General features: G+C 67.6%; 20 protein-coding genes. 9 read left to right on the top strand and 11 right to left on the bottom strand.

Annotated elements, in window-relative coordinates:
* Window positions 1-16 precede the first annotated feature (16 nt).
* The gene (locus tag ACPTTC_RS23825) at window positions 17-1,450 is read left to right on the top strand and encodes a CoA transferase (RefSeq protein WP_423394173.1); all 1,434 of its coding nucleotides are present in this window, start codon (window positions 17-19) and stop codon (window positions 1,448-1,450) included.
* 375 nt (window positions 1,451-1,825) lie between these two features.
* Here ACPTTC_RS23825 and ACPTTC_RS23830 read toward each other — a convergent pair whose 3' ends face one another.
* The 6 genes from ACPTTC_RS23830 to ACPTTC_RS23855 form a co-directional block, all read right to left on the bottom strand.
* Window positions 1,826-2,050, bottom strand: a complete 225-nt coding sequence (locus ACPTTC_RS23830; RefSeq protein ID WP_175957830.1) for a hypothetical protein — start codon at window positions 2,048-2,050, stop codon at window positions 1,826-1,828.
* A gap of 278 nt (window positions 2,051-2,328) precedes the next feature.
* Window positions 2,329-2,532, bottom strand: a complete 204-nt coding sequence (locus ACPTTC_RS23835) for a cold-shock protein (protein ID WP_034185637.1) — start codon at window positions 2,530-2,532, stop codon at window positions 2,329-2,331.
* 525 nt (window positions 2,533-3,057) lie between these two features.
* Complete coding sequence (locus ACPTTC_RS23840; protein ID WP_423394174.1) at window positions 3,058-4,038, bottom strand: sulfonate ABC transporter substrate-binding protein; 981 nt, start codon at window positions 4,036-4,038, stop codon at window positions 3,058-3,060.
* Window positions 4,039-4,161: 123 nt separating this feature from the next.
* Window positions 4,162-5,001, bottom strand: coding sequence for a MerR family transcriptional regulator (locus ACPTTC_RS23845; protein ID WP_423394175.1), 840 nt, complete (start codon window positions 4,999-5,001; stop codon window positions 4,162-4,164).
* Between the two features lie 9 nt (window positions 5,002-5,010).
* Complete coding sequence (locus tag ACPTTC_RS23850) at window positions 5,011-5,574, bottom strand: GNAT family N-acetyltransferase (protein WP_423394176.1); 564 nt, start codon at window positions 5,572-5,574, stop codon at window positions 5,011-5,013.
* Between the two features lie 97 nt (window positions 5,575-5,671).
* Window positions 5,672-6,691, bottom strand: a complete 1,020-nt coding sequence (locus tag ACPTTC_RS23855; protein WP_423394177.1) for an AraC family transcriptional regulator — start codon at window positions 6,689-6,691, stop codon at window positions 5,672-5,674.
* A 422-nt stretch (window positions 6,692-7,113) separates the two neighbouring features.
* Here ACPTTC_RS23855 and ACPTTC_RS23860 point away from each other — a divergent pair, with 422 nt between their 5' ends.
* Both ACPTTC_RS23860 and ACPTTC_RS23865 read left to right on the top strand, forming a co-directional pair.
* Entirely contained in the window at window positions 7,114-8,478 is a 1,365-nt protein-coding gene (locus ACPTTC_RS23860; RefSeq protein WP_423394178.1) for an MFS transporter, read from the top strand.
* Window positions 8,479-8,569: 91 nt separating this feature from the next.
* Complete coding sequence (locus ACPTTC_RS23865; RefSeq protein ID WP_423394179.1) at window positions 8,570-9,685, top strand: porin; 1,116 nt, start codon at window positions 8,570-8,572, stop codon at window positions 9,683-9,685.
* A gap of 19 nt (window positions 9,686-9,704) precedes the next feature.
* Here the strand turns inward: ACPTTC_RS23865 and ACPTTC_RS23870 are convergent, their stop codons facing one another.
* Window positions 9,705-10,751 carry a LysR family transcriptional regulator gene (locus ACPTTC_RS23870; protein ID WP_423394180.1) on the bottom strand — a complete coding sequence of 349 codons (1,047 nt, stop codon included), beginning with the start codon at window positions 10,749-10,751 and terminating at the stop codon, window positions 9,705-9,707.
* A gap of 132 nt (window positions 10,752-10,883) precedes the next feature.
* Between ACPTTC_RS23870 and ACPTTC_RS23875 the strand changes: the two genes are divergently transcribed.
* Window positions 10,884-11,882, top strand: coding sequence for a quinone oxidoreductase family protein (locus tag ACPTTC_RS23875; protein WP_423394181.1), 999 nt, complete (start codon window positions 10,884-10,886; stop codon window positions 11,880-11,882).
* Window positions 11,883-11,979: 97 nt separating this feature from the next.
* On the opposite strand, the gene ACPTTC_RS23880 is transcribed toward ACPTTC_RS23875, so the two are convergent.
* Entirely contained in the window at window positions 11,980-13,494 is a 1,515-nt protein-coding gene (locus ACPTTC_RS23880; RefSeq protein ID WP_423394182.1) for an MDR family MFS transporter, read from the bottom strand.
* A gap of 231 nt (window positions 13,495-13,725) precedes the next feature.
* Here ACPTTC_RS23880 and ACPTTC_RS23885 point away from each other — a divergent pair, with 231 nt between their 5' ends.
* Complete coding sequence (locus tag ACPTTC_RS23885) at window positions 13,726-15,285, top strand: methyl-accepting chemotaxis protein (protein ID WP_423394183.1); 1,560 nt, start codon at window positions 13,726-13,728, stop codon at window positions 15,283-15,285.
* A 56-nt stretch (window positions 15,286-15,341) separates the two neighbouring features.
* On the opposite strand, the gene ACPTTC_RS23890 is transcribed toward ACPTTC_RS23885, so the two are convergent.
* Together ACPTTC_RS23890 and ACPTTC_RS23895 are read right to left on the bottom strand one after the other, a co-directional pair.
* Window positions 15,342-17,009 (bottom strand): ATP-binding domain-containing protein, encoded by a 1,668-nt coding sequence (locus tag ACPTTC_RS23890; protein WP_423394184.1) that lies wholly within the window; start codon window positions 17,007-17,009, stop codon window positions 15,342-15,344.
* Window positions 17,010-17,133: 124 nt separating this feature from the next.
* On the bottom strand, window positions 17,134-17,988 hold the full coding sequence (locus ACPTTC_RS23895; RefSeq protein ID WP_175968599.1) for a helix-turn-helix domain-containing protein: 855 nt from the start codon (window positions 17,986-17,988) through the stop codon (window positions 17,134-17,136).
* A gap of 224 nt (window positions 17,989-18,212) precedes the next feature.
* Between ACPTTC_RS23895 and ACPTTC_RS23900 the strand changes: the two genes are divergently transcribed.
* Both ACPTTC_RS23900 and ACPTTC_RS23905 read left to right on the top strand, forming a co-directional pair.
* A complete protein-coding gene (locus ACPTTC_RS23900; RefSeq protein WP_423394185.1) occupies window positions 18,213-19,547 on the top strand; it encodes an NAD(P)/FAD-dependent oxidoreductase in 1,335 nt (444 codons plus the stop codon).
* 85 nt (window positions 19,548-19,632) lie between these two features.
* Window positions 19,633-20,727 carry a potassium channel family protein gene (locus tag ACPTTC_RS23905; RefSeq protein WP_423394186.1) on the top strand — a complete coding sequence of 365 codons (1,095 nt, stop codon included), beginning with the start codon at window positions 19,633-19,635 and terminating at the stop codon, window positions 20,725-20,727.
* Between the two features lie 307 nt (window positions 20,728-21,034).
* Here ACPTTC_RS23905 and ACPTTC_RS23910 read toward each other — a convergent pair whose 3' ends face one another.
* The gene (locus ACPTTC_RS23910) at window positions 21,035-21,340 is read right to left on the bottom strand and encodes a DUF4148 domain-containing protein (RefSeq protein ID WP_423394187.1); all 306 of its coding nucleotides are present in this window, start codon (window positions 21,338-21,340) and stop codon (window positions 21,035-21,037) included.
* Window positions 21,341-21,615: 275 nt separating this feature from the next.
* On the opposite strand from ACPTTC_RS23910, the gene ACPTTC_RS23915 reads away from it, so the two are divergent.
* Window positions 21,616-21,828 (top strand): hypothetical protein, encoded by a 213-nt coding sequence (locus ACPTTC_RS23915; protein WP_423394188.1) that lies wholly within the window; start codon window positions 21,616-21,618, stop codon window positions 21,826-21,828.
* A 363-nt stretch (window positions 21,829-22,191) separates the two neighbouring features.
* A complete protein-coding gene (locus tag ACPTTC_RS23920; protein WP_226197859.1) occupies window positions 22,192-22,869 on the top strand; it encodes a response regulator transcription factor in 678 nt (225 codons plus the stop codon).
* The last annotated feature ends 14 nt before the right edge of the window (window positions 22,870-22,883 follow it).

Genomic DNA, 22,883 nt, shown 5'->3' on the forward strand with positions numbered 1-22,883 from the left:
TTCATGCGAGTCGAACATGCGTGTCGATCAAATCTCGAAGGAACCGGCCGCGGCCGATGAGGATCGGGTGTCGCGTCGTCTAGGGGCGTTCTGGCTGGCGGCGGGTGGGGCCCAGGCGTTCCTCGAGTCGTGCAGCTTCAGCGGCGCGGGAGAACTGGTTTCGGCATTTCGCGTAACCGACATGGCCACGGCGGCGATCGGCTCGGCGGGGATGTCGGTTGCCGAATTGCTGCATGCGTCGACCGGAACGTTGCCGTCGGTTCGGGTCGACCGGCGCATGGCGTCGCTGTGGTTCGGCACGTCGCTGCGCCCGCAGGGCTGGACGATGCCGCCTCAATGGGATCCGGTGGCCGGCAACTATCGGGCGCGCGATCGCTGGATCCGGTTGCACACCAACGCGCCGCATCATCGACTGGCCGCCTTGTCGGTGCTCGAGTGCGCCGCCGATGCACGGTCGGTCGCGCAAGCGGTGAATCGCTGGGATGCCGGTGCGCTTGAAGATGCGATCGTCGAGCGCGGCGGGTGTGCGGCGGCGATGTACTCGGCGCAGGAGTGGGCCGGGCATCCGCAGGGCAAGGCGGTCGCAACCGAACCGCTGCTGCACGTTCATGCCGCGACCGATGCCGTCGCGCATGACTGGCGGCCTTCGAAAGACCGGCCGTTGCGCGGCATTCGCGTGCTCGACCTGACGCGCATTCTCGCCGGCCCCGTGGCGACACGGTTTCTTGCGGGCCTGGGCGCCGACGTGCTGCGCATCGATCCGTACGGCTGGGAAGAACCGGGCACGGTGCCGGAAGTCGTCCTCGGCAAGCGGTGTGCGCGGCTGAACCTGAAGGATGCCGCGGATCTCGATACGCTCAAGCAGTTGCTCGGCAGTGCCGATATCGTCGTGCACGGCTATCGGGCCGATGCGCTGGCGCGTCTCGGACTCGATGCCGCGCATCGGCGCGAACTGAATCCTGCGCTCATCGACGTGTCGCTCGACGCTTATGGCTGGACCGGTGAATGGCGCTGCCGGCGTGGCTTCGACAGCCTCATTCAAATGAGCACGGGCATCGCCGAGGCTGGCATGCGTGTGACGGGCAACGATGCGCCGGTGAACCTGCCCGTTCAGGCCATCGACCATGCAACGGGTTACCTGATGGCGACGGCCGCCATTCGCGGGCTGACGACGCGCATGAAAAGGGGCGTCGGTGTCGAGGTCCGCGCGTCGCTGGCGCGTACGGCGGCCGATTTGCAGTTGCGCTCGGAGCCCATGAGCGAAGTGATCGAACTGGTCGCCGAAGGACAACGTGATCGCGCGGAACACGTCGAATCGACGTCGTGGGGGCCGGCATCCCGGCTCCTTCCGCCCGTGCGGATCGACGATGCACCGCTCCATTGGTTTTATCCGGCGCGCGCACTGGGTGCGTATGAACCCGAGTGGTTGTCTTCGAACGGCGATCTTTGAGGCGGTGCGATGAATCGGCTGGTGTCGGTGTGAGATGGCGAGACGGCGGGGCGGGAGTCGACCCGACCACGGCGACGCATTTGGCTCGGCACGATGCGGAGGTCGTCATCATCGGACAGCGCGAACATGCCGGAACGCGCCGCCGAAGCGATCGGCGGCGTGTTTCCCGATGCGCGTCCTACCGTGCCCTGGCTGCCGACCTTGGCGTGCCTGAGATCCGGTGGAACGTGTTCGGGATGTGCTGGCAGAGCGGTTCGAGACCCTCGATATCGTGGTCAACGCGGCCGGCGGAGAAGGTGGCGGGCCAGTGAAGCAAATGGGCGCGCGCAGGCTATACCTTGCGCGCGTCGCCGGATCGATGGCCGGGCGTTGCCTTTAACCGCGCGTGTCGACCCAGTTGCGTGCCCAGCGGGCCGAATGCTGCAACGCCTGCTCCTCACTCGTGAAGTAGTCGAGCGAATAGAACTGGTAGCGGCCTTCGGCGCGTGTGCTGTCGGCGCGTTCAAGCAGCAGGTTGGATGAAAAACTACCGTCGGGCAAACGATGCGCCGAGGATTGAACGGCATAGCCGTTGTACTGTTGAATTCGGATGTTTTGCATTTTAATTTTAATAATGTTCGAGTGCTCGCGTGCCGTGCGAAAGGTGCACGAGTACGCCGATTCAAAGCCATTGCGAGCCGAATCTGAAGCAGTCGTAAAGCGAAAAAAGGGCTTTGCAGCCAGAGGGGGAATGAAGTGCAACGAGGCGTGTGGCGCTCGGCGAGCTGCTGAATGAACAGATGCAGCTAAGAGCAGTCGCGCCAACTTTGGGAGAGCAATCTCCGCGAGGATGTCGCTGCAACCCGGCGTCCGTGACGGGAAGCCGGGTTCTTCAAACTTTACAGCGGCTGGATGTTAGCCGCTTGCAGACCCTTCGGGCCTTGCTTCGTTTCGAAGCTTACCTTCTGATTTTCAGCCAGCGTCTTGAAGCCGTCGGCGCGAATTTCGGAGAAGTGAGCGAACAGGTCGTCGCCGCCGTTGTCGGGCGTGATGAAGCCAAAGCCTTTGCTGTCGTTGAACCACTTGACGATACCGGTATCCATGAAGAATCCTTGAGAAAAAATGAGAAGATTTGCTCAGTAAAGAGCACGTGAAGCGTCAAGGAGAGAGAGGACAACGAATACCGCTGAGGAGCGATGAATTGATGAACAGCAATCGGACTTCTTGAACTTCTGGCGACACATTAACCGCCGGGCGGTGCCGGCGTCAATCGTTACTTTGTAACTGTTTCTTCGGGTGGTCGGATTTGCGGATGAAGCGATGCGGCCTTGCCTGGCTGCGCGTGCTACCCGGCATGACGCGCAGGTTGGGCAGGGCCTGATGGGGTGGTGGGCCCCGAACGACCCGCAGCGGCGACGTAGCCAGATCCGACGCAGCCATTCGAATCACGAACCGCCCTGCGACGGGGAGTCGCGTCGCGGTCGTTCATGATAAACGTCAAAGTGTGCCCCGCGCTTTGGCTGAGCGCCGACAGTTCGTCCGGCGTTTCCCGAAAATTCGGCAGGAACAAAAAAGGCCGACGAGTCGTGCGCCCGTCGGCCTTTTGGCAATTGCGCACTGCGTTCCCGCTACTTCGCCGCGAGCGCACTTTGCACGCCTTTATCGACCCATGCGTTGTCGGCCACGCTCAGCCTCTGCGGAATCAGCTTCGCCGCATAAAACGCATCGGCGACACCCTGCTGTGCCGCGACGATCTTTTCGTCGAGCGGCACCGCGCCAAACGGGACACGCTTGATCCACGTCTCGACGAGCGGTTGCGGCAGGCCGACCTTCGGGGCGATCAGCGCGGCGGTGTCGGCCGGATGCGTGTTGACCCACTGACCCGTCTCGCGCGCCTGCTTCAGGATCGCGCTGACCACGTCGGGATGCTGTTGCGCGAAATCCCGTGTGGCTTCGTAGAAGTTGTGGGTCGCCGCGAGGCCCGTGTAGTCGGACAGCGTGCGCACCTTCAGCGTGTCTTGCGCGGCCGCGTAGTACGGATCCCAGACGACCCATGCATCGACGTTGCCGCTCTCGAACGCGGCGCGCGCGTCGGCCGGCGCAAGGTAGACGGGGCGAATTTCGTCATAGCGTACGCCGGCCTTCTTCAGCGCTTCGAGCAGCAGGTAGTTCGCGCTCGAACCCTTCTGCAGCGCGACCTTCCTGCCGCGCAGGCCGGCGACCGAACGGATCGGCGAATCGGCCTTCACGACCACGGCTTCGTTGTGCGGCGCCGGCGGTTCCGCGCCGACATAGACGAACTGCACGCCGGCCGCCTGCGCGAACACGGGCGGCGGCGCACCCGTATAGCCGAAGTCGATGCTGTTCGCGTTCAGCGCCTCGAGCAGTTGCGGGCCGGCCGGGAATTCGAACCACTGCACGCCATAGCCGAGCGGCTTGAGCCGCGCTTCGAGCGAACCTTGCGCCTTGATGGCCGACAGCAGGCCGGCCTTCTGGTAGCCGATGCGCACGACCTTGTCGGCGCCGCCTTGTGCGAAGGCCGACGCGGCGGACAGCGTGACGAGCGTCACGGCGGCGGTGCGGGCGATCCAGCGGGTGAAACGAATCATCGAACGGACTCCATGCATAACGTCTTCGGGCGAGCGGTGGTGGCGCTCGGCTGGAAGAATCGTCGCATGGGCGATCAAGCCCGCAAACGAAGCATTGCCGATATCAATATGACGGCGGCGCGCCTATGCTTCGTCGCCGTCGTCTTTCGATGCCGGTGTGCCGGACTGTCGCGCGGCCTCGTCGCTGAGCTTCTTGTCGAGGATCGTCGCAACCCGGCCGCCGAGATACGCGCTCGCCGCGGTTTCCAGCGCACGGTTCGTCTCGCCTTCGACGAACACGGCCGCGAGCGGACGCAGGCGCCAGATCGCGTCGACCAGCTCGGGCACGTCGGTGGCGGGCGGCAGCGTGCCGGCGTCGTAGCGGTCGAGCCGCTTCACGACGAGATCGACGAGCAGTCGCGCGATCGCGTCGAAATGCGGCCGCGCGAGGCTGATCACGTCGAGCAGCTCGCGCGGCGGGATGCCTTCCTTCGTCATCGCGGCCGCTGCTTCGAGCAGGGCGGGGCTCTTTGCGACGAACGACAATCCGCGCCGTTCGAGCAGGCCGAGTTCGGTCACGCGCGACAGTTGCGTGGTCGCCTGCGGGCCGAACATCTGCGCGAGCGCGGCGAGCGAATAGGTCTTCGGCAGTTCGTGCGACCAGCGGCCGCCGATCGCGTTTTCGAGGCCGAGGATCGAGCGCAGGTCGTGGCCTTCGTCGATCGCCTTGATCAGGTCCTGGATGTTCGACAGCGTGTAGCCGCGCGCGAGCAGGTGGTTGATCAGCTTCAGGCGCGCGACGTGCGTGTCGTCGTAGATGCCGACGCGGCCGCGCTTTTCCGGCGGCGCGAGCAAGCCGCGATCCTGGTACGCGCGGACGTTGCGCACGGTCGTGTCGGACACGCGCGCGAGTTCGTCGACCGTGTACTCGTTGCGGGCGTCCGGCGCCGCCTCGTCGGGGGTGGAATGAGTCTGCTTTGACATGCGACCATTCTAGCGCGACGTGACAGGCTCGGGCGAGACGGGGAGCGTGTTCGCGCCGTCGCCGAGCGGGCGCTGCAGCAGCGCCGTATCGATCCAGCGGCCGTGCTTGAAACCCACCCCCTTCAGCATGCCGGCCGGCTCGAAGCCGAACGCGCGATGCAGCGACGTCGAACCGCCGGTGCCGCCGTCGGCGATCACGGCGATCATCTGCCGCCACGGGCCGGCCTCGCAGCGTTCGATCAGCGCGGCGAGCAGTGCGCGGCCGATTCCGCGCCCGCGCTGTGTGTCGTCGATGTAGATCGAATCCTCGACCGTGAAGCGGTACGCGCTGCGCGCGCGGTACGGCGTTGCGTACGCGTAGCCGGCCACGCGGCCGTCGCATTCGGCGACGAGGTACGGCAGCCCGTGGCGCAGCACGGCGTCGCGCCGCGTGCGCAGTTCGGCGACGTCGGGTGGCGTTTCCTCGAACGACGCGACGCTGTGGCGCACGTGGTGCGCATAGATCGCGTGGATCGCATCGAGGTCGGCATCGGTCGCGTCGCGAACGACGCAGGCGGCTGGCGTGGCGGACATGGTGACGGTGCGGCAGGGGCGGTGTATGGGCAAGCCGATACTATGCGGGCGATTGCCTGACGCGTAAAGCGGCGGCCGTGCGCCCGGCGCGCGGCGTTCAGTTCGGCTGCCGCTGCTTCTGCGTGTCGCGCGGCAACTCGTCGAAGCGGGCGAAGTAGTACGCGGAAAAGCGGCCGAGGTGCCCGAAGCCGAACGTCAGCGCCGTATCGGTGATGCTGGCCGTCGGGTCGCTGAGCAACTGCACGCGCGCGGCGTCCAGCCGGATGTTGCGCAACAGTTCCATCGGGGTCGCGCCGTGGTAGCGCCGGCACAGCACGTTCAGGGTCCGCAGGCTGACGCCGGCCGCCCGGGCGAGATCTTCGAGCGAGATCGGCGCGCAAAGCCGCGCATGGATGAATGCGTGCAGCGCATCCATCTGCCGGATGCCGCCGCGCGATCCGGATTCCGCCGGCGCACCGCGCGCCGGCGGCGCCGTGCCGGCCTGCGCGGCGGCGGGCGACGGCGGGCAATGCACGAGCAGGAAGAGCGCGAGGCTTCGTTCGAAGTGGTCGCGCCATTCGGCCCGGATACCGCCGTCGTCGGCAACGGCGAGCACGTTGAGCAGCGACTGCGCGATCAGATCCCATTGCGACGCCAGCGCCGGCGGCAGCAGGAATCCGGGCGCGAGGCCGGGCGCCGCGTCGTCGGGCCGGCGGCCGCAGACCGCGCGCATCAGCGAATCGGGCACCTTGACGATCAGTTGCCGCGTGCCGGACCGCCAGCGCAGGCGAACCCGCGACGTCGGCGCCAGCACGGCGGTGCGCCCCGCGGATACGCCCATCACGTGCCCGTCGCACTCGATTTCGGCGCCGCCCGCGAGCGACGTGTGGACGAGCGAAAAGCCGTCGAACGGGCGCGGGGCGACCTCGACTTCGGCGCCGTACTGCAGCGCGTAGACGGTCAGCTGATTCAGTTGCCCCTTGAACAGCGCTGCGTCGGGCACGCCCTGTTTCCAGCGCAGCGCATGCTCGGCCAGTTCCATGGAAACCTGCTCGTGCGCATCCATGCGCAATCCGGATCGGAACACGCAATTCCGATACAGCGCGGACAGCACTTCCGCATTCGGGGCGAGGGGCATGGGGCGTCTCCTGTGTGGCGGTTTTCGTGCGGCGCACCCGGCTGGCGGCGGATGCGCGTCGTGCCACATCGGTTTCTCTTGTGAGCGAGATATCCTGAAAGGATGATATTGATCTTTGTCAGGCTTGTCGAAAGTTTTGCAAGAATCGGATAGTCCCGTTCGTCGCGGGGAAAGATCCGGATAGCGCCCGGCGCGCGGAAAAAGGCGGATCGAGTTCGCATGGCCGCCTGCAAATTCCGGATAGTGAGAATCATTGTGGCTTCCTACACTGCGCCGGCATCCGGACGGAAAGTGGCGCATTGCACGACAATATTTCGGATATCTACTAAATCGATTGACTCAGCGATCGTATTGGTTCGAACGCGTGTGACGTGAACACTTCCGCCAGGCCCGAATCCCCACTGGAAAAAGGAAGGAAGTCCATGCGTCAAATCAACCTGCAGGCGCTCTCCGACGATGCGCGGCTGGGCAAGCTGCACGGCGTCGTGCTGTTCTGGTGCGCGCTGATCATCGTGTTCGACGGCTACGACCTCGCCGTGGCCGGCATCGCGCTGCCGGCGATCATGAAGGAGATGGGCGTCAATCCGGCGCAGGCCGGCTTCATGGTCAGCTCGGCGCTGTTCGGCATGATGTTCGGCAACATCGTGTTCGGCACGGTAGCCGACCGGATCGGGCGACGCTGGGCCATCGCGGCCTGCCTGACGCTGTTCAGCGTCTTTACCGCGGCGGCCGGGCTGGCGCAGACGCCCGCGCAGTTCGGCGCGGCCCGCTTCCTGGCGGGCATCGGCATCGGCGGCGTGATGCCGAACGTGATCGCCCAGATGACCGAGTACGCGCCGCGCCGGATGCGCAGCACGCTGGTGACGCTGATGTTCAGCGGCTATTCGGTCGGCGGCATGCTCGCGGCCGTGATGGGCAAGGGGATGATCGACGCGTACGGATGGCAGTCCGTGTTCGTCGCCGCGGGGGCGCCGGTGCTGCTCGTTCCGCTGCTCGTGAAGTGGATGCCGGAATCGCTGCCGTTCCTGATCCGGCGCGGCAGGACCGACGAGCTCGCGCGCATCGCGCGCCGGCTCGATCCGGCGTACCGGCCGCAACCGGGCGACTGTTATGTCGTCCCGCGCGAGGACAAGGCGGGCGGCGCGCCCGTTCGCCAGCTATTCGACGACGGTCGCGGATTCAGCACGGTCATGTTCTGGATCGCCTGCTTCATGTGCCTGTTCATGGTGTATGCGCTCAGTTCGTGGCTTACCCGGCTGATGGCGAGCGCCGGCCACAGCCTTGGCTCGGCATTGACCTTCGTGCTGGTGCTGAACGCCGGCGCGATGGCCGGCGCGATCGGCGGCGGCTGGCTGGCCGATCGCTTTCCGATCAAGACGGTGCTCGTATCGATGTATCTGCTCGCCGCGGTATCGATCACGCTGCTCGGCTATCCGATGCCGCCCACGCTGCTGTTCGTGCTGGTCGCCCTCGCGGGCGCATCGACCATCGGCACCCAGATCGTCAATTGCGCGTATGCGGGGCAGTTCTATCCGATGGCGATCCGCTCGACCGGCATCGGCTGGACGCTGGGCGTGGGCCGCTGCGGCGCGATCCTCGCGCCGATCGTCATCGGCGTGCTGGTCGGCATCGATCTGCCGCTGGAACAGAACTTCATGGCGATCGGGCTGCCCGCGCTGGCGGCCGCCGCCGCGGTCGGCCTGATCGACCATCGGCGCTCGGCTTCGCAACACGGCCTGGCGGCTGCGGCCGGCGAACGGCAGGGGTCGCCCGCCCGGCACTCCTGAGCGGCACATTGGCGGGGCCCGCCGGCGCGAGGCCGGCGGCCGATCGCGCGCGGCAACGCAGCACGCGTCGTTTTTTTCGGGAAATTCAGTCATGCATATCGATTCTGGGGCGTTGAACGCGAGGGTGAGGGCAAGCGTACTCGCGGCGGCGCTGGCGGCGACATCGGCCGTCGCGCATGCGCAAGGCGGCGTGACGCTGTACGGCATCGTCGATACCGGTATTTCGTACTACAACCGTGCGGCGAAGGGCGGAGCCGCGACGGGCATCCCGCACCTGACCGGCGAAGTGCCGTCGCGATGGGGCGTGAAGGGCGGCGAAGACCTGGGCGGCGGCTATCGTGCGTTCTTCGTGCTGGAAAGCGGTTTCCAGCCCGGTACGGGCGGATTCAATTACGGCGGGCGGCTGTTCGGCCGGCAGGCGAACGTGGGGTTGAGCGGCGAGGCGGGAACGCTCACGCTCGGCAGGCAAATGAACATGACGGCCTACGCGCTTGCCAATGCCGACGTGATCGGGCCGTCGATTCATTCGCCGAGCGGCTTCGACGCCTATCTGCCGAATGCGCGCAGCGACAATGCGATCGGCTACCTGGGCAAGTTCCGCGGGTTCACGATCGGCGGCACCTACAGTTTCGGCCGCGACGCCGCCGGGCCGGCCGGGCCTTCGGCTACCGGCTGCGCGGGGCAGGTGCCGGGCAATCCGCTCGCGTGCCGGCAATATACGGCGCTGGTGGCCTACGACGCGGCGCGCTTCGGCGTCGCGGCGTCCTACGACGTCAAGCGCGGCGGAGCGGGCGCGGCGGCACCGCTCGACAGCAGCGCCCATACGAGCGCGCACGGCGTCGTCTCCGGTTACGCGGTGATGGGGCGCGCGAAGCTCGGCGCGGGATGGATCCGGAACCACGTCGCGGCGGCCGCTCATTGGCAGACCGACATCTTCTTCGCCGGCGTCACCTATATGCCGACCCCGGCGCTGTCGTTCGACGCGCAAGGCACGCGCTATCTGCAACGCGGGCCCGCGCGCGGCGCGAACGCGACCTTGCTGGTCGGGCGTGCCAACCATCTTCTGTCCAAGCGGACGCGCGTCTACACGTCGGTCGGCTACATGCTGAACGGCGCGACGGCCGCCAAGGCGGTCGCCGCCGGCGGCACGGTCGACATGGGGCGTAACCAGTTGGGGATCATGGCCGGGCTGCAGCAGCGGTTCTGACGCGAGCGGGTCGGTGGCGTCAAAGCCGGCCGTCCGCCGCGCGCACCGCGTCGGCGATCGCATCCGCGACGCGCTGCACGCGCGGCGACCGCCGCACGTCCGGGTGGACGACGAGCCAGATCTCGCGCTCGATGTCACAGCGTGGCGCGGACGTCAGTTCGACGAGCGGCGCCGGGGCGGACGATGGTGCCGCACCAGCCGCACCAGCCGCATCTCCCGCACCGGCCGCACCGGCCGCACCAGCCGCACCTCTCGCACCTCTCGCACCTCCCGCACCTCCCGCACCTCCCGCACCTTCCGCACCTTCCGCACCGGCCGCACCGGCCGCACCGGCCGCACCGGCCGCACCTCCCGCGGCGAGCGAATAGTCGACGAGAAACCTCGGCAGCAGCGCGACACCGGCACCGGCCGCGCACGCGCGATGCTGCGCGGCCAGGTCGTTGGTGACGAACGCGAAGCGGCGCCCGGCCGCAAAGCGTTCGAGCCATTGCTGCTGCGGCGTCTGCGCGAGCGCGTCGTCATAGCCGACGAACGGCCAGGTGTCGGGCGGCGCGTCCGCCCATTCCGGCGCCGCGCACAGCGCGAAGCGCATCGTGCCGAGCCGGCGCGCGGCGAGCCCCGGCTCGGTCGGCCGCGACAGCCGCACCGCGAGATCGGCTTCGCGCGCGTATAGGTTCGCCGCGTGCATCTCGCCCAGCAGGTCGATGCGCAGCGCCGGCCACGCGCGCTGCGCGCGGGCAAGGCGCGGCGCGAGGAAGTGGCTGGCGAACACCGGCGACGCCGATACGCGCACCACGCCGTCGAGCGCCGCCGCGCCCTGGGCGGCGCGCGCGAACGCATGCGCGTCGGTTTCGAGGCGTGCCGCGTGCTCGGCAAGGTGCAGCCCTTCGTCGGTCGGCGGCCAGCCGCGTGGCAGCCGGTCGAACAGCCGGATGCCGAGCGCGGACTCCAGCGCGTCGATGCGCCGCGCGACCGTCGAATGCTGGACCTGCAGCGCCCGCGCGGCGGCCGACAGGCTGCCGCCGCGCATCACCGCGAGGAAGTAACGGATGTCGTCCCAGCTCATCGGCAGCGCCGGCGTGGGAACGCGATCCTGATCGGTCGAATTTTGCACAGTAAATGGGCGGGAAAAGGGAATTCCGATCGATTATGCACGATGGGATGATTGTTTCACTTCAATTCGATTGTGAGGAACGTCATGACCCAAACTGCCACCGCCATCCGGATCGGGATCGATTGCTACGGCGACGCCGGCGTGCTGCGTCGCGTCGATGCGCCGGTCGCGCCGCCCGGGGCCGGCGAGGTGCGGATTCGCCAGACCGCGGTCGGCGTGAATTTCGTCGACATCTATTTCCGGACGGGCGCGCATGCGTTGCCCGCGCTACCGGACGCGCTTGGCGTCGAAGCGGCCGGCGTGATCGACGCGGTCGGGCCGGGCGTGACGGATCTCGTCGTCGGCCAGCGTGTCGCGTATGCGGGCATGCCGACCGGCAGCTATGCGAGCCTGCGCACGATGCCGGCCGAGCGCGTGTTGCCGATCCCCGAAGGGGTGAGCGACGAAGCCGCCGCGGCCGGGCTGCTGAAGGGGATCACCGTTTATATGCTGCTGCATCGCGTCCGTCAGGTCGGCGCCGGCGACACGGTGCTCGTGCATGCGGCGGCCGGCGGCGTCGGGCTGCTGGCGACGCAATGGGCGCGTGCGCTCGGCGCGCGGGTGATCGGCACGGCCGGGTCGGCCGCGAAGGCCGCGCTCGCCCGCCAGCACGGCGCCGAGGCGGTCGTCGATTACCGCGAAGAGGATTTCGTCGCGGCCGCGCGCGCGTTCGGCGGTGGCGCGGGGGTCGATTACGCGATCGAAGGGATCGGCGGCGACGTGCTGACGCGCACGCTCGGCGCGGTCCGTCCGTTCGGGATGGTCGCGAGCATCGGGCAGGTGGCCGCGATCGGCGCGCGGCAGACGATCGATCTCGACGAGTTGGGGCCGGTGCGGTCGATCGCGCTGGCGCGGCCGAGTGTGCTCGGCTTCATCGCGCGCGACGTCGCGGGGTATCGCGAAGCCGCGCGCGCGACGCTCGAGCGGCTGGCGGGTGGGATGCACGTGGAGATCGGCGCGCGGCTGCCGCTCGAACAGGCGGCCGATGCGCACCGGCTGCTGGAGTCGCGCGCGACGACGGGGGCGGTCGTGCTGGCGCCGTAACGGCGGGCCGCTGCGGATGGGGTACGGCGCGTCAAAGGCCTAAAGGCTGCGGCGTAGCACGTTTCCGGTGCCGAGCGCCGCGCGACGCGCATTCCGATCAGTTGTGCTTGCGCAGCGGCGCATCCTCGACGAACCATGCGAGCACGAACGCGATCGCGATGACGGTCGCCGCCGCGAGATACACGACATGCAGCGAACCGGCGAACGCATGCAGGTACGCGTCGCGCACGGCATCCGGCAACAGGTGCACGGCGGCCGGGCCGAGCGCGGGCGGCAGTTCCGTGCCGGCCGGCAGCGCATCCATCACCCGCGACTGCAGCCCGTGCGAAAACAGCGCGCCGAACGCGGCGACGCCGAGCGAGCCGCCGATCGAGCGGAACAGCGTCGCGCCGGAGGTCGCGACGCCCATGTGCCGGAATTCGACCGTGTTCTGCACGGCGAGCGTGAGCACCGGCATCACCATGCCGAGCCCGATCCCGAGCAGCGCCATGTACGCGTACATCGTGTGCAGCGGCGTGTCGAGCGTCAGCGTCGACAGCAGCACCATCGCGATGCCGCCGGTCAGCGTGCCCAGGATCGGGAACATCCGGTACGAGCCGAGCCGCGAGATCAGCCGGCCGCTGACGATCGACGTCACGAGCATGCCGCCCATCATCGGCAGCAGCTGCATCCCGGCTTGCGACGGCGTCGAGCCCTTCACGACCTGCAGGTAGAGCGGGATGAACGTGACCGAGCCGAACAGCGCGATGCCGACGACGAAGCCGATCAGGCTGACCAGCACGAAGGTGCGATGGCGGAACAGTTCGAGCGGCATGATCGGCTCGACCGCGAGCCGCTCTTCATATATGAAGCCGCCGATCGCGACGACGCCGAGCACGAGCGTCATCCACAGCTGCGGCGACGTCCACGGCAGCAGCGAGCCGCCTTCGCTCGTGAACAGGATCACGCAGGTGAGGGCGGTGGCGAGGAACGCGGCGCCCATGTAGTCGATCCGGTGCTTCACGTGTGCGGTGTGCGGCCGGAATGCGACGCCGATCACCGCGAGCGCGAGAAAGCCGAGCGGCAGGTTGATCGTGAAGATCCAGCGCCACGACAGGTGCTCGACCAGGAAGCCGCCGAGCAGCGGGCCGATGATCGTCGCGAGGCCGTACACGCCGCCGAACATCCCCTGGTAGCGCGCGCGGCGATCGGGCGGCACCAGATCGCCGATCGCGGCCATCGTGACGACCATCAGGCCGCCGCCACCCAGCCCCTGCAGCGCGCGCAGCACGATCAACTGCGTCATGTCCTGCGCGACGCCGCACAGCGCGGAGCCCGCGAGGAACAGCACGATCGCGGCCTGCAGCACGATCTTGCGGCCGTACAGGTCGCCGAGCTTGCCGTACAGCGGCAGCACGACGGTGGAGGAGAGCAGGTACGCGGTGACGACCCACGACAACTGGTCGAGCCCGCCGAGCTCGCCGACGATCGTCGGCAGCGCGGTCGACACGATCGTCTGGTCGAGTGCGGACAGCAGCATGACGAGCAGCAGCGCGGCGACGATCAGCCCGGTCGGCGCGTCGCGACGGGCCGTTTCCGCGGCCGGCGGAGTGAGGAGGGTGTCGGTTGTCATCGAGATATCTGCCATGGCAGGGAATTGTGTCGAACTATAGCCATGGATGATTGACCAGTCAATTTCTGCCCAGCCTCGATCTGTTGCAGCCGTAACAGAAGATTGCCGGCACGAAAAATTGACCGGGATCAGGCGAGAAGCGGGGCCGGACTCAAGTTTTTTGCAGGCAAACCGTAATCCAGAGTGCTGCGGACCGATTGCCGCGGCACTTTTCACCGCTCACGTCCCGTCATGAACCTGAACGCCCTGTTTTCCCGTTTCTCGATCCGTACGCGGATCTTTTCCACGCTCGGTCTCGTCGCCGTGCTGCTCGTCGTGTCGGGGCTGATCGGCCTCGCCGGCATGCAGAGCTCGAACCGCGCGCTCGACGAGGCTTATACGCAGCAACTGGCCGCGAAGACCGCGTTGTCGGCGGCCAGCCTGAACCTCACGATCGTGCGCACGACGCTCGATCGTGCGCTGCTGCATCCGGAAGCGCCGGAAGTGCCCGATCTCGTCAAGAAGGCCGAGAACTATCTCGCGAAGGCGGACACCGCTTGGTGCGGCTACGCGTCGATGCCGCACGACGGCGACGAAGGCCCGCTCGCGAGCCGCCTCGACGCTGCGCGCCAGGCGCTGATCGGGCAGGCGCTGAAGCCGATGATCGACGCGGTCCGCGACGGCCGTCGCGACGAGGCCGACCGGCTGCTGATGTCGGTGGCGCCGCCGCTGTCGGTCGCGCTCACGCAGGCGACCGATGCGCTCGATGCGTACCAGGTCGCGCGCGGCAAGGACGTGTACGACACCGCGCAGACCTATTACGGCTGGATGCGCGCGGGCGCGATTGCCGGTATCGCGTTCGGCCTGGCCGCGTGCCTTGGCTGCGCGATCGGCCTGCATTTCGCGATCACCCAGCCGGTGAATCGCCTGCTGTCGCACTTCCGCCGCCTGTCGGAAGGCGACCTGACGTCGGAAGTGCGCTGGTCGTCGCGCGACGAGATGGCCGAGCTGGTCAAGGGCGTGACCGGCATGCAGCGCAGTCTCGCGGACACCGTGCGCCAGGTCAGCCAGGGTTCCGAAGCGATCTCGACGGCGACGCACCAGATCGCGGCCGGCAACACCGACCTGTCGCAGCGCACCGAGGAACAGGCGTCCGCGCTGCAGGAGACGGCCGCGAGCATGGAGCAGCTCACCGCGACCGTGAAGCAGAACGCGGACAATGCGGTGGAGGCGCAGGCCTGCGCGGATACCGCGAGCGAGATCGCCACGCGCGGCGCGACGGTCGTCGGCGAGGTGATCGGCACGATGAACGAGATCGACCAGAGCTCGCAGAAGGTCGCCGACATCATCGGCACGATCGAAGGCATCGCGTTCCAGACCAACATCCTCGCGCTGAACGCGGCAGTCGAAGCCGCGCGCGCGGGCGAGCAGGGCCGCGGCTTCGCGGTGGTCGCGGGCGAGGTGCGCACGCTCGCGCAACGCTCGGCGTCGGCGGCGAAGGAAATCCGCACGCTGATCGGCGAATCGGTCGAGCGCGTCGCGAACGGTTCGCGGCTCGTCGGCCTGGCCGGCGCGACGATGCAGGACATCCAGCAGGCGATCGGCCGCGTGACGGGCATCATGACGGAGATCGCGGCTGCGTCGAACGAGCAGCGCGACGGGATCGAGCAGGTGAACCGCGCGGTGTCGCAGATGGACCAGGTGTCGCAGCAGAACGCGGCGCTCGTCGAGCAGGCCGCGGCGGCTGCCGCATCGCTGGAAGAGCAGGCCGACGGGCTGCGTCGCGCGGTCGGCGCGTTCCGCGTGGCCTGATCGACCGCGGATGGCGGCGGGGCGGGCGCCTGCTCGCCTGCCGCCCGCCCGTTAGATCAGACGGCCGCGAGTTGCGCGGCCGCGCGCGACGACGCGACGATCAGCAGTTTCATCGTCGCACGCGTCGCGCCGACGAACAGCTTGCGCGCGGCACGCGCGTCGAGCGTGTCGAAGTCGACCTCGGTGAGGATCACGCACGGCGCCGACTGGCCCTTGAAGCGGTAGATCGAATCGAGCAGCACGTCGCCTTCGCGATACTCCGGGTTGCCGAACAGGTCGTACTTGCCGGTGAAGCTCTTGAGCCGGTGCGGGCCGAGCTGGTCGAGCGGCGCGAGCACCGAGCCTTCGCGGCCGCGATACGACAGCACCGCGATGTCCTGCTTGCGGAAGCCGAGCGACAGCGCGTGCGTGATCGCCCGCTTGGTCGCATCGATGCAGGCGTCGGCCAACGCGTCCGCCGACGCGCCTTCTTCCCCGTACGACGACACCGACGGATCCGAACCGTCGAACGGGCTGCCCGAGCGCAGCTCGGCCGCAAGCGGCTCGACCCGGCCGACGATGTCGCGCACGAATTCGAGCAGGTCGCGCGGGCTCCGGTAGTTGGTGAGCGCCTTCAGCGTGACCCAGCCCGGCAGGGCGACGGGCTCGCGCATGTACAGGTTCTGCAGCGGATCTTCCAGCCACCACCATGCGCCATCCGGCGCCAGCAAGCGCTCCAGGGCGGCGGCCCACGGCGCATGGAAATCCTGTCCTTCGTCGACCACCAGCACGTCGAAACGCCAGTGCTCGGGAATGGGCGTTTCCGCGAAGCGCGCCTCGAGCCGCTCGAATTCGCCGGGTACCTGGAAGTCGGGCGTATAGCCGCCGTCGCGCGCGACCCAGTCGCACAGCTGGTGGTAGTTCGCGATCTTCGCGCCGGGCGGCGCGATGCGGGCGATGTAGTCGGCGAGCGGCCGGTTGAAGCATACGTAGAGCACGAGCTTGCCGGCCGCGACCGCATCGCGCATCGCCTGCACCGCGAGCTGCGTCTTGCCCGAGCCGGCCGTGCCGGTGACGCGCAGCCGGAACGGCGCGAATTCGAGCTGGCGCGCCCACGTGGCGAGCCCGCCCGACAGCCGCGTGACGAGCGTGCCGGCCTGTCCGACGAGCGCGCTTGTGTCGGGCGTGAGCGCGAGCTCGTCCGCGAGGAAATGGTGGAGCTTCGGCGCGTTCGGGAAGTGTTCGTCGTCCTCGGGCAGGATCTGAAGGATCACCTGCGCGAGCTGCGCTTTACGCGAGGCATCGACGATGCGGTCGGCCGCGACGCCGGCGATCGACGCGTCGCGGATCGCGTAGTCGGGGCAGTACAGCAGCGCCTCGACGCCGTACACACCTGCGCCGAGCGCGGCTGTCAGGCGCCGGTGCAGCGTTTCCTGCGTGCGCGCAAGCTGGATCGGAACATTGCGCTCCTTCTGCAGATAGACCTTCACGAGCCCCTTCGGTGTTTCGCGCAGGAAGCCGGCTTTCTGCTCGATCAGCAGCACGCGGCCGGCCGGGCTCACGACGACGAACGCGGCCTCGCCGAATACCGAGAACGCCTGGTCGGCGCGGGTCCAGTGCACGCCGTGATACACGGTGTAGCTGTCGGGCAGCGCGTGTTCGAGCGCGGCGAGCGTTTCGCGCTCGCGTTCGGCCGCGCCGGTCGCGGCGAGGCTTTTCCAGTCGTCGGGGATGAGGCGGGCCATGGCGTCGGGCGGCGGATGCCGGCGTGGGCGTGAACAGGTGCGGCTATTGTACTGAGCTATGCACCTGTTCACGACCGCCGTGCCGCGCGGGCGTCGGCCGTCCGGGGGAGGAGCGGCCCGGGGGCTACCCGCGTGCGAGCCGTTTCGCGAGGTCGGCGCTGAGGATCGCCATGCGCGCCGGCTTTTCGTAGCAGACGACGTCGAACGCGCGGATCACTTCGCTGATGTCGGCTTCGCTCGCGCGGCCGGTGAGCAGGTCGCCCGTCAGCACGAAAATCGGCGCGCCCGGGTTGTCGGACGTGCGCACGGCCTTGATCGCGGTCGCGGCCGTGGCGTCGTCGAACAGCCATTCGGTGAGCACCGCATCGAAGGCCTGGCCCTGCAGCGCGTCGACGAACGGCGCGAGGCCGTCGAACGAGGCCGTCGCGAAACCCTGCCGTTCGAGATAGCGGCACAGCTCGGTCGCGCTGACGCGATCGGGGTCGATCACCGCGACGACGAGCTTGTCGCTCTCCGCGCGGCGCGGATAGATCTCGATCTTGTGCACGTCGTACGCGTTCTGGTACAGCACGCCGGTGTGGCGCAGCACGCGCCAGCGGCCGTTTTGTTCATACGCGACGAATTCGGGGCGCGCGCCGGCTTCGAGCGGCGCGCCGATCCATGCGGTGCACGGAATTTCGGCGACGCCCGCGTAAAGTACGGCCTCCTGCGAATAGGCGCCGACCATGCCGGGGTCGAGCGTTTGCGCGCCGAACAGCTGAGCGGCGGGTTCGCCGTACGCTTCGGCGACTTTCTTGATTTGCGCGAGCGTCCAGGGGCTGCTGCCGCGCAGTTTGCGGTGGCCTTGCGAGAAACTCAGGTCGAGGATGCGGCACAGCTCGGTGGTCTGCTGGCGCTTGCCGATGCCGTTGCGGGTCATCAGCTCGCGCACGCGCTCGGCAACCGCGAGGGAATCCGTGGTGATTGCTTCAGTGGTCATGCTACGGGAACGGATCGTGACGTTCAGAACGACGCCTTGCGGCAGTCTCGACGGACAGTCTTCATGACGTCCAGGGGCGAGCCGACCGGCCACGCGCGGAAAAGATAACTTTACCGCAAAATGGTCGTTATTCAGCGTCGTGAAAGGTGCGTTTGTGTGAAAGGTGTGTCACGACGTTACCACCGAGGTCCGTATCCGGACGTATTAACGCCTGACAGGAAGCAATGACGACAACCTATCCGCTGCACGATGCACTGACCCTCGCCGGCACACCATTCCCGACCGACGCCGATATCGTGATCGCCGGCGCCGGCATCATGGGCTGCGCAGCCGCGTATTACCTGGGCCTGCGCGGCCTGAAGGCCGTCGTGCTCGACAAGTCGCGCATCGCCGGACAGCAGTCGACACGTGCGTGGGGCTTCGTGCGGCAGCAGGGCCGCGAAGCAGCCGAGGTGCCGCTGATGATGGCCGGCATGCGGATCTGGGAAGGATTAGAGGAAACCCTCGGTTTCGATCTCGAATGGCGGCAGGGCGGCTGTCTCTATATTGCGGACAACGAAACGGACTGGGCGTCGTTCAACGCGTGGCTCGCCGTCGCGCGCGAGCACGGGCTCGACACGCGCACGCTGACGCGCGCACAGATCGACGAGCGCGTCAGCGGCCTTTCGCCGCAGGCGCGCACGCTCGGCGGGCTGTACACCGCGACCGACGGGCAGGCCGAGCCGCGCCGCGTGGCGGCCGCATTCGCCGCGCGTGCCGTCGAGGCGGGCGCGCGCTTCTTCGAAGGCTGCGGCGTGAGCGCAATCGAGACGGCCGGCGGTGCGGTGGCCGGCGTCGTGACCGAGCGCGGCACGATCCGCACGCGGCGCGTGATCTGCGCGGCCGGCGCGACCAGCTTCAGGTTGCTCGACGGCGTCGGCATCCGGCTGCCGCAACAGGCGGTACGCGGCACGTGCATGCGCACCAATGTGGTGCCGCCGGTGTCGGCGTCGACGGTGTGGGGCCACGGCCTCGGCATCCGGCAGCGCAAGAACGGTGCGATCAATCTCGCCGACGACATGCAGGTCGACGTCGACCTGACGCTCGGCCACCTGCGCGGGTTGAGCCTGTTCTGGCCGGCGTTCTGGTCGCAGCGCGACAAGTTCCGGCTACACCTGAATTCGGCTGCGTGGCGCGATGCGCTTGCCCGCATCAACGGTGCGACCGGACCGATCGAGCCGCGCGATCCGCAGCCGCAGCCGAATCGCGCGCATGCGCCGCGCGCGCTCGCGAAGCTCAAGGCGATCTTCCCCGCGCTGAAGGATGCGCAGATCGTCGAGTCGTGGGCCGGCCTGATCGACGTGCTGCCCGACGGCATTCCGGTGATCGATGCGCCGGGCACGCCGTCGGGGCTCGCGATCGCGACGGGGTTCTGCGGTCACGGCTTCGCGATGGGGCCGATCGTCGGCCGGCTGCTCGCCGAATGGATCGACACGGGCGCGCCGTCGCTCGACCTGTCGGCGTTTCGCGCGCAGCGTTTCGTCGACGGGACGATGGTGCGGCCGCGCAGCATGCTGTAACGGACGAATCGATGCAATGATGTCGGGCCGGATCACCGTCTTCCCGTCGTAGAATCGAGCCCGCATCCTTCAGGAGATTCCCCCGTTGGCAACGCCTTCCGCCAAGCGCCGTTCGTTGCGCTCACGCCTGCGTCGCGCCCGCAACCCGTGGCAGGCGCCGCGTGCGCGCATGCTGTTCACCCGTCCCGCGACGTCGCCGCGGCGCACGCTGCTGTTTCGTGTCGGTGCGGTCGTGCTGTTGTGCGTGCTCGCGTTCCTCGTGCTGTATCTCGATCGGGACGGCCTGCGCGATTCGACCAAGAGCACGCCGATGACCGTCGCCGATCTCGTGTACTTCACGATGGTGACCGTCGCGACGGTCGGCTATGGCGACATCGTGCCCGTCACCGCGCGGGCGCGTCTCATCGATGCGTTCTTCATCGTGCCGATCCGCATCGTCATCTGGTTCATTTTCCTGGGCACGGCGTATCAGTTCGTGATCCAGCGCGTCGTCGAGGAATTCCGCATGAAACGCCTGCAAAAGCAATTGTCCGATCACATCGTCGTGTGCGGTTATGGCCTGTCGGGGTCGATCGCCGTGCGCGAGCTGCTCGAGAGCGGCGTCGATGCCGCGACGATCATCGTGATCGATTCGCAGCAGCAGGCGCTCGAGGCCGCGACGTCGCTCGGCGTGACGGGGTTGCTCGGCGATCCCGCGCACGAGGACCTGCTGCAGCAGGCCCAGGTGCGCGCGGCGAAGGCCGTGATCATCTCGGTGACCGACGATCCGACCGCGATCCTGCTCACGTTGTCGGTGCGCAGCATCGCGCCCGATACGAAGATCGTCGTGCGGATCCAGGAGAACCTGTACCAGCGGCAATTGCGGCAGGCGGGCGCGGACGTGATCGTGTCGTCGACGAAGATCGGCGCGCTGCTGCTCGCGGACGCGGTGCACAGCCGCTACATCGTGCCGTTCGTGAACGACATGCTGTCGACGCGCGGGCGCGCGACGCTGCTGGAGCGCGAGGCGTTGCCAAGCGAGATCGGCTGCATGACGAACGTCGTGCCGGGTGCGATCGTCGTCGGGCTCGACCGGTGCGGGAAGATCTTTTCGTTCTATGAGGATCCGCCGTGCAGGATCGAGGCGGGCGATACGCTGGTCGTGATCCAGTCGGCAAGGATTCCGGATCCGGATATGTGACGGGGTTCGAATTTATAGAACAAGCAAATGATTCGCGCGGCGGGTCGTTGACGGATCGTCGACCTGCTTTCATCGTGCAGGCGCCATGCAGGCGTGGCGGGCGGCATCAGGCCATGTCGATCCCTCTCCGATCGGCGCTCGTTTCGCGCTCGCCGCCGCGCATGAGCGCGTGATGTCGAACGGGCCGCGTCTCTCCGGAAGCGTCGTGCCGTCTGCGCGCATGATGGCGAATCCGTTCGGATGACGAAAAAAAGCGCGCAGCCGCGAGGCAAGCGCGCAAACTCGGAGATCGGTTGCCACTGGCGCTTCAGTTGCCGTTCGACGCGACCGTGTTGGCGGCGCCCGCGCAATCCTTCTGATACTTCTGCATCAGGCGCGCCTGCGCCGTATCGATATCGTCCGGATAGCTGCTTTCGTCGCCCGACGACGGGTTGTAGCCGACGGACTCCAGCTCGTTCAGCTCGTTGACCAGTTGCCGATGGGAGACCGGGCCTTTCGTGTGCACGAACGGATAGTCGTTGCATTGCGCCGACGTGAGCTTCGGCGCGGCGTGCGCGGAGACGCTCAGCACGAGCAGCGCGGCACAGGCGAGGTAACGGGCGGGATGATTCATCTTCGACTCCTGGGAAGCGTTGGGAACAGGCCGTACGGTGGGATGCCAACGTCGACTGCCCGACGAAGGTTAGGGGCGGCGGACTATCGAAACGGCAGCGCGAAGATGAAACAAGTTTTATGCGGGGCGGCGCGTGTCGAGGCCGCCTTCATCGCGTGCGTCGGACGTTAAAGAAACCTTCATGTGCGCGCTGTCGAACGGTTAGCGGCTCGTGCGTATCGTCGAGCCGGTGATCAATCGACGCTGCGCACGGCGCGGCCCGCAGGAGGAAAGGCATGAAAACGACCGTCAGGATGGCCGCGCTAGTCGCGCTGGTGTGCTCGCCGGTGCTGGCGTTCGCGAAGGTGCAGGGAACGGGGCTCGCGATTGCCGACGCGACGCTCGCGCAGACGAAGGTCGAGCGCCTGCATCGTGCGGAGGACGCCGCGCATGCCGTCGCATCGCGGCGGGTGGCCGGCAAGCCGGACGGGTCGCCGCCGCGCGGCTGATTGCCTGCATCGCGACGCGCCCGGCCACGACCGCCGGTGGTCCGCGCTCGCCAATGACGGTGCGGCATTGTGTCGCAATTTTCCGGATGCCGGCCGGTTCCCGGCGTCCCGCATCATCGCGCGCCTGGCCGGCCGGTGCCGGCAACGGCCGGGCCGCGATGTCACCGTATATGAAATTTTCTTCATGAAGTCGACGCGCACGATTTACGCGCGCGCGTGTAGTCTCCATCCGAGCGCGTTCGGCCATCGGGAGTCGAAGCGCATGCGTCCCTTCGATGAAGACGAGAATCGTATATGGCATTATCAGTTTCCCCGGGTAACCAGCCGGTCCTGCCCAACAAGCTGTCCCGCGACGGTGCGGCCATGGCGCACGTCCTCACGATCGAAGATGACGAAATCACCGCGAATGAAATCGTCAGAGAACTGACAGGTCGCGGTTTCACGGTCGAATGGGTGGCGAACGGGCGCGACGGCATGGCCCGCGCGCTCGGCAACGAATTCGACGTGATCACGCTCGACCGGATGCTGCCGGTCGTCGACGGCCTCACGATCCTGACCACGATGCGCAGCGTCGGCGTGCGCACCCCGGTGCTGATGCTGAGTGCGCTCGGCGATGTCGACGAACGCGTTCGCGGCTTGCGCGCGGGCGGCGACGACTACCTGACCAAACCGTTCGATCCCGAGGAAATGGCCGCGCGCCTCGAAGTGCTGTTGCGCCGGAGCCAGACGGCGCCGGCGCAGTTCGACACGAGCCTGACCGTCGGGCCGCTCAGGCTCGACCTGATCTCGCGCAAGGTGTTTCGCGACGGCGAGGAAATCGCGCTGTTGCCGACCGAGTACCGCGTGCTCGAATACATGATGCGCAATGCCGGGCAGACCATCACGCGCACGATGCTGTTCGAGGCCGTATGGGGCTATCACTTCGATCCCGGCACCAACCTGATCGAAGTGCACATGGGCCGGCTGCGCAAGAAGATCGATCCGCCCGATGCGAAACAGATGATCCAGACGGTACGCGGTGCCGGTTACATCCTTGGTTGAGCCCGCTGCCTTGA

This window comes from Burkholderia mycopellens (genome assembly GCF_964265025.1).
Classification (GTDB): domain Bacteria; phylum Pseudomonadota; class Gammaproteobacteria; order Burkholderiales; family Burkholderiaceae; genus Burkholderia.

What these genes read in the sequence shown, in the direction of transcription:
- ACPTTC_RS23885 (WP_423394183.1), top strand. Translation starts at nt 13,726, where the DNA reads ATGAACCTGAACGCCCTGTTTTCCCGTTTCTCGATCCGTACGCGGATC.
- ACPTTC_RS23845 (WP_423394175.1), bottom strand. Translation starts at nt 5,001, where the DNA reads ATGTCAAAGCAGACTCATTCCACCCCCGACGAGGCGGCGCCGGACGCC.
- ACPTTC_RS23915 (WP_423394188.1), top strand. Translation starts at nt 21,616, where the DNA reads ATGAAAACGACCGTCAGGATGGCCGCGCTAGTCGCGCTGGTGTGCTCG.
- ACPTTC_RS23900 (WP_423394185.1), top strand. Translation starts at nt 18,213, where the DNA reads ATGACGACAACCTATCCGCTGCACGATGCACTGACCCTCGCCGGCACA.
- ACPTTC_RS23860 (WP_423394178.1), top strand. Translation starts at nt 7,114, where the DNA reads ATGCGTCAAATCAACCTGCAGGCGCTCTCCGACGATGCGCGGCTGGGC.
- ACPTTC_RS23910 (WP_423394187.1), bottom strand. Translation starts at nt 21,340, where the DNA reads ATGAATCATCCCGCCCGTTACCTCGCCTGTGCCGCGCTGCTCGTGCTG.
- ACPTTC_RS23825 (WP_423394173.1), top strand. Translation starts at nt 17, where the DNA reads ATGCGTGTCGATCAAATCTCGAAGGAACCGGCCGCGGCCGATGAGGAT.
- ACPTTC_RS23835 (WP_034185637.1), bottom strand. Translation starts at nt 2,532, where the DNA reads ATGGATACCGGTATCGTCAAGTGGTTCAACGACAGCAAAGGCTTTGGC.
- ACPTTC_RS23895 (WP_175968599.1), bottom strand. Translation starts at nt 17,988, where the DNA reads ATGACCACTGAAGCAATCACCACGGATTCCCTCGCGGTTGCCGAGCGC.
- ACPTTC_RS23855 (WP_423394177.1), bottom strand. Translation starts at nt 6,691, where the DNA reads ATGCCCCTCGCCCCGAATGCGGAAGTGCTGTCCGCGCTGTATCGGAAT.
- ACPTTC_RS23850 (WP_423394176.1), bottom strand. Translation starts at nt 5,574, where the DNA reads ATGTCCGCCACGCCAGCCGCCTGCGTCGTTCGCGACGCGACCGATGCC.
- ACPTTC_RS23870 (WP_423394180.1), bottom strand. Translation starts at nt 10,751, where the DNA reads ATGAGCTGGGACGACATCCGTTACTTCCTCGCGGTGATGCGCGGCGGC.
- ACPTTC_RS23840 (WP_423394174.1), bottom strand. Translation starts at nt 4,038, where the DNA reads ATGATTCGTTTCACCCGCTGGATCGCCCGCACCGCCGCCGTGACGCTC.
- ACPTTC_RS23865 (WP_423394179.1), top strand. Translation starts at nt 8,570, where the DNA reads ATGCATATCGATTCTGGGGCGTTGAACGCGAGGGTGAGGGCAAGCGTA.
- ACPTTC_RS23875 (WP_423394181.1), top strand. Translation starts at nt 10,884, where the DNA reads ATGACCCAAACTGCCACCGCCATCCGGATCGGGATCGATTGCTACGGC.
- ACPTTC_RS23830 (WP_175957830.1), bottom strand. Translation starts at nt 2,050, where the DNA reads ATGCAAAACATCCGAATTCAACAGTACAACGGCTATGCCGTTCAATCC.
- ACPTTC_RS23890 (WP_423394184.1), bottom strand. Translation starts at nt 17,009, where the DNA reads ATGGCCCGCCTCATCCCCGACGACTGGAAAAGCCTCGCCGCGACCGGC.
- ACPTTC_RS23920 (WP_226197859.1), top strand. Translation starts at nt 22,192, where the DNA reads ATGGCGCACGTCCTCACGATCGAAGATGACGAAATCACCGCGAATGAA.
- ACPTTC_RS23880 (WP_423394182.1), bottom strand. Translation starts at nt 13,494, where the DNA reads ATGACAACCGACACCCTCCTCACTCCGCCGGCCGCGGAAACGGCCCGT.